Raw genomic sequence first — 13,677 nt, forward strand, 5'->3', positions numbered from 1 at the left:
TGTTTTATTAAATAATTATTTACCAATACAAAATGAACCGAAGATCTTGCCCAGCAGGTCATCTGCACTGAAATCACCCGTGATCTCACCCAAAGCATTTTGCGCCAGACGTAAGGATTCCGCTACCAGTTCACCGGCGTTATACACCACCAGTTGCTCACGCGCTTCAGCCAGATAGAGCTGAGTGCGCTTCATTGCGTCTAAATGACGGGTACGTGCGATAAAGGTGTCTTCCTCAGGCTGGAAGCCTGCATGCGCTGTAATCGCTTCTATGAGCGCCTGAACGCCAGTTTCCTGCTTGGCAGAGACTGCGATATGCCGGAAACCATTTAAATCTCCAATCACGGCTTCAGCACCGGTCAGGTCGCATTTATTGCCAATCAGCATCAAACGTTTCGGTTCTATATGTTCAGCAAAATATTCCTGGGCGAGTTGCAGCGGATCTTCGCCCTGGCTTAAGTCATAGACCAAGAGCAATAAATCGGCCTGTTCGATTTCTTTAATTGCGCGGCGGATCCCTTCTTTTTCCACGATATCGCCAGTTTTACGCAAGCCCGCAGTATCGGTGAGGGTAATCGGCAGACCATTTAAGGTAATTTTTTCATGCAGGACATCACGGGTGGTACCGGCAATATCGGTCACAATCGCGCGTTCAATTCCAGCTAATGCATTCAGTAAGGAAGATTTACCGGCATTCGGTTTACCTGCAATTACCACCTGTAAACCTTCACGTAACAATTGACCTTGACGTGCGGATTGCTGTACTTGAGTGACTGCACTGGATACGCCATCCAGCAGATTTAAAATTTTGCCATCTGCGAGAAAATCAATTTCTTCTTCCGGAAAATCAATTGCAGCTTCCACATGCAAACGCAGGTGAATCAGCTGCTCAAGGACTGCATTGACTTTGGTCGAGAAAGCCCCTTGCAGTGAACGTACCGCAGAACGTGCAGCCGCTTGCGAAGTTGCATCAATCAGGTCGGCAATTGCTTCAGCTTGTACCAGATCCAGCTTGCCATTTTCAAAGGCACGCATCGAGAACTCACCGGCTTTAGCCGCTGTAGCTCCGAGCTCCAGCAAACGGCCAAGCAGGGCATTCTGAATCACCGGACCGCCATGACCTTGCAACTCGACCACATCTTCGCCGGTAAAAGAGTTTGGATTCGGGAAGCAAATCGCCAGTCCTTCATCCATGACTTCACCGGCTGCATCATAGAACTGGCGGAAACCGGCAAAACGCGCTTTAGGCAGCGCTTTTTGGGTCAGTTGCTGGGCAATCTCATAGGATTTTGGACCAGACAGGCGAATCACCCCAACGCCGCCACGTCCTGGTGGAGTTGCAATCGCAGCAATAGTTGTGGTTCGGTTGAGCATAAAATTCACCTGCAAAGACTCAAAAGTACAGCCAAAAAAAATCCGCCTAAGATTACCATCTTAAGCGGATTTATTCAGCCTATCCGTACAACTTAGTTGACTGGAGTGGCCTCATCACGTTTCGCGCGATCTTTGGCAACAGACTTGTTAATCAAAGTTTGTTGCAGAATCGTGATCAAGTTGTTGACGATCCAGTACAGAACCAAGCCTGCCGGGAAGAACAACAAGAATACGGTAAAGATAATCGGCATAAACTTGAAGACTTTTGCCTGCATTGGATCCGTCGGTTGTGGATTTAACGACTGTTGGATATACATCGTCAAGCCCATCAACAACGGCAGGATGAACCAAGGATCCATTGAAGACAAATCCTGAATCCACAGCATCCATGGCGCATGACGCAGTTCCACAGATTCCATCAATACCCAGTACAAGGCCAGGAAAATCGGCATTTGTAATAACAGCGGTAAACAGCCGGCAAGCGGATTGACCTGTTCACGTTTGTACAATGCCATCATTTCTTGAGAGAAGCGCATGCGGTCTTCACCGAACTCTTCTTTCATGCGTTGCATTTCTGGCGCAATCACACGCATTTTCGCCATCGAGCGATAGCTCTTCGACGACAATGGCCACAGGATCAGTTTCACCAGAACGGTCAACAGAATAATTGCCCAGCCCCAGTTACCCACCAGACCATGGAAGAATTCAAGACCCACGAACAGTAATTTCGCGATTGGCCATAACCAGCCATAATCAACGGTCTGGTTTAAACCTGCAGCCAAATCTTTCAGTTCTGACTGGATTTTTGGACCTGAATAGAAAGTCGCATCAATTTCAGCCACTGTACCTGCAGGCACATTAAATGTCGGTGAGGTAAAACCGATGATGTTCATGTTATCGGTTGATTTACGTGATTCAAGCTTGGCGCTATAAGCTTCGCCATTGCCTTGAGTCAACTTCAGCTGACCTGGAACCCATGCACTGACAAAGTAGTGCTGTACCATTGCCACCCAACCACCTGTCGCTTCAGTACTGACTTTTTCTTCAACAAAGTTGTCGAATTTAAGCTTGTTGTACTGCTCGTCCGGGGTACCCCATGCACCGCCCAGGAATGTTCCCAGCGTGAAGATCCCCTGATCGGATTTGCCTGGATCTTCCGAGTTATCGCGTTTGATCTGACCGAACATCTGACCTTGCCAGGTCTGGCCACTGCGGTTAACCACTTTGTGATTTACCACGACCGGATATTCACCTTCAGTGAAATTGAAGGTCTTGATAATCTCGATCCCGTCAGCGGTTTTAAACACTAGCGGTACAGACAATACTTTCAGGTTTTCACCATCTTTGGATTTGACTGTTTTCGCATCTGCCAGGGTATAAGCAGTTTTTTCCAGCTCATACATTGGACGGCCGTTACGGCTGCTGTCCGGTCCATTCAGACCGATCAGGCCAGACTGGGCGACATAAGTACGTTTCGCATCGCTTTCCAGCATCACGAACGGCTCATCGCTGTCTTTGTTCTTGTCATGATTGAGTAATTCAATACGAACAATATCACCACCCTTAGGATTGATCCAAAGGTGATAAAGGTCAGTTTGTACTGAAATAAGCTGCTGACTTACAGGTGCTGTGGCATCCGTGGCTTGCTGTGCTGGCACATTTGCTTGTGGCAGATCAGAGGCAACTGTAGCCGTCTGACCATTTGGCAAATCTGCAGATACGTCATGCGAAACAACAGCAGTTTCCTGCTGCGGTTTTGTTTCAGCATTTCCATAATCTTTTTGCCACGCCAAAATGAGCAAATATGCGACAACAAACATGGCTCCGAGAATTGCAATCCTGGCCCATTGTTGCATATGTATTACCCCAAGTGGTGAGAGTGATTTTGGTTCAATAAACGATCACGAAAGGGTACAGCAACGTGAAGCGTTTGAGAATCTATTTGCTGAAATGAAATAAAACGAATCGCTTTTGAGGGAACAGGATCATATCCCCAGCCCCCCCACGGATGACAACGGCAAATACGCTTAGTAGCCAGCCACACTCCACGCCCAGCGCCATGCATCTGGACTGCTTCCAAGGAATATTGAGAACAAGTTGGAATATAACGACAGCGCGGTCCAAGAAGAGGACTAATCGCAATCTGATAGAAACGGATCAACCAATGCAGTAAACGTACCATTGGCCAACTCTACTTTTGTGGGGAGGGGGCTATTTTTGAATGCTTTTTGGCAAGACGGTTCAGTTTCTGCCAGGCAAATTGTAATTGCTGGTGCAATTCTGCATTAGGCACTGCTTCAACACCCATTTTTGGCATGATTACAATGTCTAAGTCATCTAATTGCTGTTGATGCAGGCGAAAACTTTCGCGAGCAAGTCGTTTTACTCGATTTCTTTCGTGTGCACGTCGCACTTTCTTCTTGGCAACAACTAAACCCAAACGGCTATTTGGCAGTTCGGAATGTTTTGCAAGAAATAAGAAATGGGGTTGATGCACTTTAAAAAGCGCACCATCAAAGACACCTTTATAATCGGCAGCACAGCGTAATCGGAACTCTGTGCCAAAACTATAAAGTTTTGTCATAACACCCAAAATCGTCTTAGCGTAACTGATTAAACAGTTAAGCTATGACGACCTTTTGCACGACGGCGAGCTAATACTTGACGACCAGCTTTAGTAGCCATACGAGCACGGAAACCATGAACACGCTTACGCTTTAATTCAGACGGTTGGAATGTACGTTTCATATTGAAACTCCAAAAAATGATCTTTCTGTGAAGGTCCGCGATTTTAGTGCTCATTGCTTGAGCTGTCAATGCAAAAGCGGTTTTCTTTTAAAATAAGATCAAAAAAGATAAAGACCCTGGTTTTTCAAAGAACTGAATAAAAAATAGTTCAATTCAAGTTAATCACAAATTAAGTTATTGTTATATAAATATATATAAGTTATAAACAACTCTATCAACAAAGTTATCCACATGTTATCCAGAGTTTAAATTTAACTTACGGTTTTGAATTTAAATTTGAAGTTTTTTGAGTTATCCACAAAAACTAGTGATCCTATAAATAAATTCAAATTTATAAATTTAAATTTATTACTATTAGGGAGCACTTTTTCTATGGATAAGCCACTTTTTATTTAATTAAACATAAACTTATATTGTGGATAAAACTGTTTCTATTAATTTTATACTTTGTGGATAACTTTATGATATATTTTATCCACAGCTTGCGGATAAACTTATCCACACTGGGTTTTAAATTTAAATTCATACATGTTGATTTCTTTTTGCACAGTTTTTGTGGAAATTGCCATGACAGATGTGGATAACTTGGTTAGAATGGCGACCCGCTTTTGGTCGCGGTCATCTTTTTTGAATGAACAATGGAATGAATAGGGGATTCACATGCTTTGGACGGACTGCTTAAATCGCCTGCGACAAGAGCTCTCTGGAAATGTCTTTACAATGTGGATTCGCCCATTGGTTGCAGAAGAGCTGGAAGACAGCTTGCGTTTGTATGCACCTAATCCTTACTGGACGCGTTACATTCAAGAACATCATCTGGAACTGATCACGATTTTGGCAGAGCAATTGTCTGAAGGACGGGTACGCAAGGTCGAAATTTTGGTCGATTCACGTCCAGGGGCGATTTTATCTGCCAGTGAACAACCGGCAACTACGACTGCGGCATTGACCTCGACACCGATGCCGGTGCCGAAACCGAAGAAAGAAAAAGAAGACAGCGGCAAAAATAGCCGTAGACGTCAGTTGAATCCATTGTTTACCTTCTCGCTGTTTGTGGAAGGCCGATCTAACCAGATGGCGGCAGAAACCTGTCGCAAGGTACTGACCCAGCTGGGTGCTTCACAGCACAACCCGTTATTTTTATATGGTCCGACCGGTCTGGGTAAAACCCACTTGATGCAGGCTGTGGGCAATGCATTGTTGCAGGCCAAGCCGAATGCCCGAGTCATGTACATGACTGCAGAAAGTTTTGTGCAGGATTTTGTCAGTTCGTTGCAGCAGGGCAAAGTCGAAGAGTTTAAGAAAAACTGCCGTTCTCTGGATTTATTACTGGTTGATGATATTCACTTGCTGGCCGGTAAAGAGGCCAGTCTGGTCGAATTTTTCTACACCTTTAACGCACTTTTGGATGAATCCAAGCAAATTATTTTGACTTCGGATCGTTATCCTAAAGAGCTGACAGAGCTGGATCCACGTCTGGTTTCACGTTTTTCTTGGGGCTTGTCGGTCGGGGTTGAACCGCCAGATATTGAAACCCGAATTGAAATTCTGCTGAAAAAAGCAGAAAGCAACCAGGTCGATTTACCACGTAACTGTGCGCTGTTTATTGCCCAGCAGGTGGTGGCTAACGTGCGTGAGCTGGAAGGTGCGCTGAACAAAGTGGTGGCGATTTCACGTTTTAAAGGTACGCCAATTGATCTGGATGTGGTGCGTGAATCTTTAAAAGATGTGCTGGCAATTCGTGCCCGTACCATCAGTACTGAAAATATTCAGCGTGTGGTGAGTGAGTATTTCCGGATTCCACTGAAAGAACTGGTCGGTCCAAAACGTACCCGGATTTATGCCCGCCCACGTCAGCTGGCGATGGGGCTGGCACGTGAATTAACCGGCGACAGTTTTCCGGAAATTGGCATGGCTTTTGGCGGTCGTGATCACAGTACCGTGATGCATGCCTGCGAGAAAGTACAAAGCCTGCGTGAAGAAGATCCGATCTTTAACGAAGACTATAAAAACCTGCAGCGTCTGTTGCAAAGTTGACCTAAATCGCTCAAATTCTATTCTTGCTATGCGGCTGCTTTTGCCGCATAGTAAACCGTCAAAAAATCACTTTTTCTATATTAATCTTCAGCTTTAGAGGAATGCACTGTGCGTTTAAAAATCGCGAAAGAAAGCTTACTGAATGTTCTCTCACATGTCGTAGGAGCGGTTGAACGTCGCCATACCTTGAATATCCTGTCTAACCTGAAAATTCAGGTGACTACGCAAGCATTGACCGTGACCGGTTCCGACCTGGAAGTCGAACTGGTGGCGAGTACAGCACTGGCTGAAGGTGCATGTCTGCAGGAAGGCGAGACCACAGTTCCTGCACGTAAGCTGATTGATATCTGTAAGTCACTTCCTTCAGCGGCATTGGTGGATTTGCATATTACTGAAGATCAGCGCTGCATCCTTAAATCAGGCAACAGTCGTTTTGTACTGGGTACCTTGCCTGCTGATGATTATCCATTACTGAACACTGAAAACACCCAAGGCACGCAAGTGACGGTGACACAGCGTGAACTTAAACGCCTGTTCGAAAAAACCGCCTTTGCCATGGCAGTTCAGGATGTGCGTTTTTACCTGACCGGTACTTTGCTGGAAATTGATGCCAATCAGCTACGTGCTGTGACCACCGATGGCCACCGCCTAGCACTGTGTGAAACAGCAGCACAATCCACTGCAGCACAGCCGATTCAGGCAATTGTGCCACGTAAGGCCGTTGCAGAATTACAGCGCCTGCTCAGCGTTGAAGATGAGCAATTATCTCTATTGATTGGTCGTGAACTGCTCAATGTGACCATCAATATGCCAAGCCGTGACAAGGAACAGGCGAACATTACCGTGCGTTTCACTACCAAGCTGATTGATGGTAAGTTCCCGGACTACCGCCGTGTGATTCCACGTGGGGGCGACAAAGTCGTGATGATCGCACATGACGTGTTCAAGCAGTCTTTGCAGCGTGTGGCGATTTTAAGTAATGAAAAACTTCGCGGTGTGTTTCTGAACTTCAATGCTGATTCTTTGCAACTTCGTGCCAATAACCCGGAGCAGGATGAAGCGATTGAAGACCTGGCGATTCAATATGCCGATTCACCGCTAGAAATGTCCTTCAATGCGCAGTATCTGATTGAAGTCCTCGGTGTGCTGGATGGCGATGATGTGTCAATGACTATGACTGAAGCGAATCAGTCTGTCTTAGTACAAGACCCGGCGCATACTGATCAGACTTATGTCGTCATGCCGATGCGTGTTTAAGCCGCGGCTTCTGATATTCATATAAGACATGCATATTACGCGTTTACATATTGAGCGTGTGCGGAATTTAAAGACGGTTGCTCTCCACGGATTGCAGCCGTTTAATGTTTTTTATGGGCAAAATGGTTCAGGTAAAACCTCGATTTTAGAGGCGATTCATTTACTGGCTGCCGGTCGTTCCTTCCGTACTCATATTCCCAAAAATTATATCCAGCATGGCGCGCAGGATGCGATTGTATTTGCACAGTCTGCGACTGAAAAAATTGGCATGCAAAAAATGGCCAGCGGGGAGCAACTGATCAAGGTCAATGGTGATCTGGTCGCAACCCAGGGACAGCTGGCCAAACTGTTGCCCTTGCAGCTGATTGATCCGCAAAGCACCGATATTATCGATCATGGTGCTAAACCACGACGCCAACTCCTTGACTGGTTAATGTTCCACGTGGAACCAGAGTTTTATCATGCCTGGCAATATTATTCTCGTGCGCTGAAACAGCGAAATAGTTTGCTCAAAAGCAAACGCTTTCTCAGTCTGTCAGATCTGGAACCGTGGAACCAGATGCTCAGTGAATATGGTGAAATTTTACATTCGCAACGTGTCGGGATCGTGGAACAATGGAAGCCCTTTTTTGAAGATGACCTGAAACAGTTATTACCTGATTTGCAAGTCAGTCTGGAATACAGTCCGGGCTTTCACAGTGAAACTGGCCTGCTGAATGATCTGACCAACCAGCATGAAAAAGACTGTGAGCGACGCTACACCGAATATGGTCCACATCGCGCAGATTTGCGTTTAAAGACCCCGATGGGGGATGCTGATGTGATCCTGTCGCGCGGACAGAAAAAGCTGCTGATGATCGCACTAAAACTGTCGCAAATCGCAATGCTCCATTCTTGTAATAAGGAAACTGTGGTATTATTAGATGATGTGACAGCAGAATTAGATTTAACCGCACAACAACGTTTAATTGAGCGATTGAGCCAACTTGGTAGTCAAGTTTTTATTACCACCTTAGACCATGAATCAGTACAAAAGCACTTACATGATTTGTCTATCTCATATCAGTTATTCAGTGTTGAAAACGGTATAGTTCAAGTTGTGCAATAATATTTTTTGAGTTTTACCCATCTTTGGATAGACCTATTTTTCACTAGGGAGAAACCATGAGTTCAGAAGATCAAGCTGCTTCTCAAACAGAACAAACCATTGAAAAGGCTTATGATTCCTCTAGCATCAAGGTATTACGTGGTTTAGACGCAGTCCGTAAGCGTCCGGGCATGTACATTGGTGATACAGACGATGGTACCGGCCTGCACCACATGGTGTTTGAAGTAGTCGACAACTCGATTGATGAAGCCTTGGCAGGCCACTGTGATGAAATTATAGTGACGATCCATGAAGATGAATCGGTTTCAGTATCTGATAATGGTCGTGGTATTCCGACCGATATTCACCCTGAAGAAGGCGTGTCTGCAGCAGAAGTAATTTTAACCATTCTGCATGCCGGTGGTAAGTTCGACGACAACAGTTATAAAGTCTCTGGCGGTCTGCATGGCGTTGGTGTTTCAGTAGTGAATGCGCTGTCTGAAAAACTGCTATTAAATATTAGCCGTGCGGGCAAAACTTATGAACAGGAATACCGTCATGGTGATCCTGCTTATAAATTACGTGAAACAGGTACAACTGATAAATCGGGTACAACAGTACGTTTCTACCCAAGTGCTGAAACCTTTAGTCAAACCATTTTCAATGTTGATATTTTAGCGCGTCGTTTACGTGAATTGTCATTCTTAAACGCGGGTGTACGTATTGTCCTGCGTGATGAACGCGTCAATCTTGAGAATGTTTATGACTACGAAGGTGGTTTATCTGAGTTCGTTAAATATATTAACGAAGGCAAAACTCACCTGAATGATATCTTCCATTTCACTGCTGCACAGGCCGACAACGGTATTACGGTAGAAGTTGCATTACAGTGGAATGATTCTTATCAGGAAAATGTGCGTTGTTTTACCAATAATATCCCGCAAAAGGATGGTGGTACGCATTTGGCTGGTTTCCGTGCTGCGTTGACCCGTGGTTTGAACAACTACATGGACAGCGAAAATATCCTGAAAAAGGAAAAAGTTGCGGTATCGGGTGATGATGCGCGTGAAGGCCTGACTGCCATCGTGTCAGTCAAAGTACCTGATCCGAAATTCTCTTCACAGACCAAAGAAAAACTGGTATCGAGTGAAGTAAAAACCGCTGTCGAACAGGCCATGAACAAGGCATTTTCTGAATATTTATTGGAAAATCCACAAGCAGCCAAGGCAATTGCCGGCAAGATTATTGATGCAGCACGTGCGCGTGATGCAGCGCGTAAAGCACGTGAAATGACACGTCGTAAAAGTGCGCTGGATATTGCCGGTCTTCCAGGTAAACTGGCCGATTGTCAGGAAAAAGATCCAGCTTTGTCTGAGCTGTACCTAGTCGAGGGTGATTCTGCAGGTGGTTCAGCCAAGCAAGGTCGTAACCGTAAAATGCAGGCGATTTTACCGCTGAAAGGTAAGATCCTGAACGTAGAGCGTGCCCGTTTTGACCGCATGATTTCGTCTGCTGAAGTCGGTACGCTGATTACCGCACTGGGCTGTGGTATTGGTCGTGAAGAATATAATCCAGACAAGCTGCGTTATCACAAAATCATCATCATGACCGATGCTGACGTGGATGGTTCACACATCCGTACGCTGCTGTTGACCTTCTTCTTCCGTCAAATGCCGGAACTTGTGGAACGTGGTCATATTTATATCGCACAGCCACCGCTGTACAAGCTGAAAAAAGGCAAGCAGGAACAGTACATCAAGGACAATGATGCACTGGAAACTTACCTGATTTCGAATGCGATTGATGAGTTGGAGTTGCATATCAGTGCAGAAGCGCCTGCGATTCGTGGTGAAGCACTGGCGAATGTGATTGCCGATTATCAGACTTCCCAGAAGAGCTTGGCACGTTTGACTCAGCGTTATCCTGCGAGTCTGCTCGATGCGCTGCTGTCACTGGAAGGCTTTAAGCTGGATCAGCTGGAAGACAAAACCTATGTGGAAACATGGGGTGAGAATCTACGTGCAGCGATTGAAGCCATTCAGCCAACATTACGTCCAGAATTAACTCTGGAGCGTTTTGAAAAAGAACTGGCAGATGGTCAAAAAACTGCAAGCTGGTTGCCACGCATTACCATTTATGTGCATAACTTGCCACATAGCTACTTGTTAGACTCTGTGCTTCTAGGTTCAAGTGAATATGTACGTTTATTGAAGAACTCGAAGAGCTGGTTCAGCCTGCTTGAAGAGGGTGCATATTTACAGAAAGGCGACCGCAAGATTCAGGTCAACAATTTCCATCAGGTTTGGCAGCATATCTTGCAGGACTCACGTCGTGGCATGATGATCCAGCGTTATAAAGGTCTGGGTGAGATGAATGCGGAACAGCTGTGGGAAACCACTATGGATCCAGACAATCGTAATATGCTGCAAGTAACGGTAACGGATGCGATTGAAGCCGATCGTATGTTCTCTTGCTTGATGGGCGATGACGTAGAACCACGTCGTGCTTTCATTGAAGAAAATGCCTTGAATGCAGACATTGATGCCTGATTCCTCAGGATAAAATCAAACATAAAAAAAGCGCCTTTCGAGGCGCTTTTTTTAGACCAATTTTTTACTCATATCCTGTGAGCTAGGCAGAATAAAGTAATTTTGGACAGATTTTTAGATATAGGATGGAGTTCATTTTAGTTGTTAAAAGCCAAGTTGAATAAGCCAGACTGGCTTCAAGTAAGGCTATATGTATAGATCACCAGCTCGAAAAATATGTGAAATCTGAAGCGAGTGTATTGTGATAAACACGATGAGTTTCAGAACTTCTAAGATAATTTTTGAATAGGAAAGTGAGGTGGAAGAACGCTCTTTATACGATGAAGAGTGTGTACGCAGTCCAGAATGCTTGGTGAAAACTATATTAGTCAAAGTGATATTTAAAGATACGGGTAATAAAAACAGATCGAATACGTCATGTGGATTCGACTAAAAAATAATAAATAGCCTATTCAGAAGATCCAATATCTCAAAAATAAATAAAAAGCTGCTAAAACCAACTTCTAAATTTTCAATCACTTATAAGAAATTTGGTCTAATAAGCTAAATAATACCTAAATAATATTGCTTTTAAGTATATAGCAAGCCTGATCAGATATGTGGATAAGTCTGGAGTTATCCATAGTTTTTATGTGAATAATATATTATTTTTCCACAAGCTTTAATCCACGTATTGATTCTTTATTTTAAATTCAAATTTAAACCCTAGTGTCTTGTGGATAAGTGTTTTTAAATTTAAAATAGCATTTTAAATTTAAAAGGGATTTGGCGAGATATCGCTAGTATGACCAGACAATTCCTTGGATTGGTTTTAAAATAAAAAATTATTATGAATTATATACTTGTAAATATAGTGTAGTTTCTCTAATCATTGGTGTGGAACATATTTTTAATTAAAAATTTAGGGTGTAGCTAAACTACATAATCAATTTAACAATCAAGTGAACTTTCATTTTTATTTAAAATTATACTTTTATCGATTTTTGCTTAACTTTTTTAATTCTAATTTTTTATTTATTTTTTGATTTCATTATTGAAAATCTGGCACTTCTTTTATTACTCGATAGAAAAGAGAGAGGGTCGCTGAAATCTTATTGCTTAGAAACAGGAAAAAGAGGATTGATAAAATGATGATAAAAAATAAAAAAGCGCCTGACGGCGCTTTTTTAAATAATATTTATGGCGTCAGAATCACTTTACGGCAGTCTTCTTCCTTTTTATCAAAAATACGGTAACCTTCCGCAGCATCTTCCAGTTTCATGCGATGGGTAATAATCAAATCTGGAGACAGATCTCCATTTTCAATATGTTCTAGCAACTGCGGCAAGTAGTTATGCACATGGGTTTGTCCCATTTTAAAGGTTAAACCTTTGTCAAAGGCATCACCAAACAGGAAGCCATGAATTGGACCAGCATAAACTCCAGGTACACTCACCACACCGCCGCGGCGGACCGCTGCAATACATTGTCTTAGCGCTGAACCACTCGAACCTTCTAATTTCAGGTTGGTCATTACGGTTTCCAGCATGCTGCCTTTGGCTTCAAAACCGACCGCATCAATGACGGCATCGACTCCACGATAACCCGTGGTATTTTGAATGATAAATTCAGCGGCATCGACTTCATCAAAATTGACCGGAATTACTCCATAGGTTTGATGTGCGAAACGCAGACGGTAAGGATGGTGATCGACCATGAAGATCTGCTCGGCACCGAGCATCCGCGCACAGGCAGCAGCCAGCAGACCGACCGGGCCAGCACCATAAATGGCGACACTGGAACCTCGACCAACTTGGGCATTGTTCACTGCTTGCCACGCAGTTGGCAGAATATCGGTCAGGAATAATACTTTTTCATCAGGCAGGGAACCCGGCACTTTAAATGGTCCGACATTGCCCTTGGGAATCCGCACATATTCGGCCTGACCACCTGGTATACCACCATACAGATGGCTAAAGCCAAATAAAGCTGCGCCGGGTGGAATCTGTTTTTTATTCAGGATCGCACCACGACCGCTATTGGTATTTTCACAGGCAGCCATCAGTTCATGTTCACAGAAAAAACAGTGACCGCATGCAATCACAAAGGGAATAATCACCCGGTCACCTTTTTTGACTTCGGTTACTTCTGGGCCGACTTCTTCTACAATTCCCATAAATTCATGGCCGAAAATATCACCGTCTTCAGTGGCCGGAATTTTCCCCCGGTATAAATGCAGATCTGAGCCACAGATGGCGGTGGCTGTCACCCTTAAAATAACATCATCTGGTTCCTGAATCACTGGATCTGGAACGGATTCAACTCGTACATCCCGAGCACCATGATAGGTAAGAGCACGCATGCGGATTTCCTCTCTCTAGTTCAACATTAAACAGACTCGTAGCAAGGCTGCCAAAAATTAAAAAACACTTGTATTAGAGCCTTAGGATGAAACAGCGCGCTGTAAATTAATGTATGAAATAAGGCATCCAATTGTTTAAAAAATAAACTTATATAGGGTTTGCGTAATTCATGACCTTATGTGTCGAATGAATAGAAAAGAACAGAATTAAAGAAACATCTAGACGTAGATGAAAAAATACAGGGGGGAAAATGGAAGAGAAAACATTAAAAATAGTGAATAAA

At 44.0% G+C, this 13,677-nt stretch carries 10 protein-coding genes; 4 read left to right on the forward strand and 6 right to left on the reverse strand.

Annotated features, from left to right (window positions below):
* Positions 1-15: 15 nt before the first annotated feature.
* From mnmE to rpmH, 5 genes are all read right to left on the reverse strand, one after another.
* On the reverse strand, positions 16-1,374 hold the full coding sequence (gene mnmE / locus F891_RS15560; RefSeq protein WP_005264485.1) for a tRNA uridine-5-carboxymethylaminomethyl(34) synthesis GTPase MnmE: 1,359 nt from the start codon (positions 1,372-1,374) through the stop codon (positions 16-18).
* 92 nt (positions 1,375-1,466) lie between these two features.
* On the reverse strand, positions 1,467-3,230 hold the full coding sequence (gene yidC, locus F891_RS15565; RefSeq protein ID WP_005264486.1) for a membrane protein insertase YidC: 1,764 nt from the start codon (positions 3,228-3,230) through the stop codon (positions 1,467-1,469).
* Between the two features lie 5 nt (positions 3,231-3,235).
* Positions 3,236-3,556, reverse strand: coding sequence for a membrane protein insertion efficiency factor YidD (gene yidD, locus F891_RS17725; RefSeq protein ID WP_005245550.1), 321 nt, complete (start codon positions 3,554-3,556; stop codon positions 3,236-3,238).
* Between the two features lie 9 nt (positions 3,557-3,565).
* Positions 3,566-3,958: a ribonuclease P protein component gene (rnpA, locus tag F891_RS15570; protein ID WP_004728981.1), complete on the reverse strand. Its 393-nt coding sequence runs from the start codon at positions 3,956-3,958 to the stop codon at positions 3,566-3,568.
* Between the two features lie 29 nt (positions 3,959-3,987).
* Positions 3,988-4,122 (reverse strand): 50S ribosomal protein L34, encoded by a 135-nt coding sequence (rpmH, locus tag F891_RS15575; RefSeq protein ID WP_000831329.1) that lies wholly within the window; start codon positions 4,120-4,122, stop codon positions 3,988-3,990.
* Positions 4,123-4,782: 660 nt separating this feature from the next.
* On the opposite strand from rpmH, the gene dnaA reads away from it, so the two are divergent.
* The 4 genes from dnaA (at position 4,783) to gyrB (ending at position 11,052) form a co-directional block, all read left to right on the forward strand.
* Positions 4,783-6,159: a chromosomal replication initiator protein DnaA gene (gene dnaA, locus F891_RS15580; protein ID WP_004281934.1), complete on the forward strand. Its 1,377-nt coding sequence runs from the start codon at positions 4,783-4,785 to the stop codon at positions 6,157-6,159.
* A gap of 108 nt (positions 6,160-6,267) precedes the next feature.
* Positions 6,268-7,416 carry a DNA polymerase III subunit beta gene (dnaN, locus tag F891_RS15585; protein ID WP_004647129.1) on the forward strand — a complete coding sequence of 383 codons (1,149 nt, stop codon included), beginning with the start codon at positions 6,268-6,270 and terminating at the stop codon, positions 7,414-7,416.
* Positions 7,417-7,444: 28 nt separating this feature from the next.
* Positions 7,445-8,524 carry a DNA replication/repair protein RecF gene (gene recF, locus F891_RS15590; protein WP_005264487.1) on the forward strand — a complete coding sequence of 360 codons (1,080 nt, stop codon included), beginning with the start codon at positions 7,445-7,447 and terminating at the stop codon, positions 8,522-8,524.
* 56 nt (positions 8,525-8,580) lie between these two features.
* On the forward strand, positions 8,581-11,052 hold the full coding sequence (gyrB, locus tag F891_RS15595; protein ID WP_005264488.1) for a DNA topoisomerase (ATP-hydrolyzing) subunit B: 2,472 nt from the start codon (positions 8,581-8,583) through the stop codon (positions 11,050-11,052).
* Positions 11,053-12,229: 1,177 nt separating this feature from the next.
* On the opposite strand, the gene F891_RS15600 is transcribed toward gyrB, so the two are convergent.
* Complete coding sequence (locus F891_RS15600) at positions 12,230-13,393, reverse strand: zinc-dependent alcohol dehydrogenase (protein ID WP_004728975.1); 1,164 nt, start codon at positions 13,391-13,393, stop codon at positions 12,230-12,232.
* Positions 13,394-13,677: the final 284 nt, after the last annotated feature.

The organism is Acinetobacter sp. CIP 101966, from assembly GCF_000369725.1.
GTDB lineage: Bacteria > Pseudomonadota > Gammaproteobacteria > Pseudomonadales > Moraxellaceae > Acinetobacter > Acinetobacter lwoffii_Q.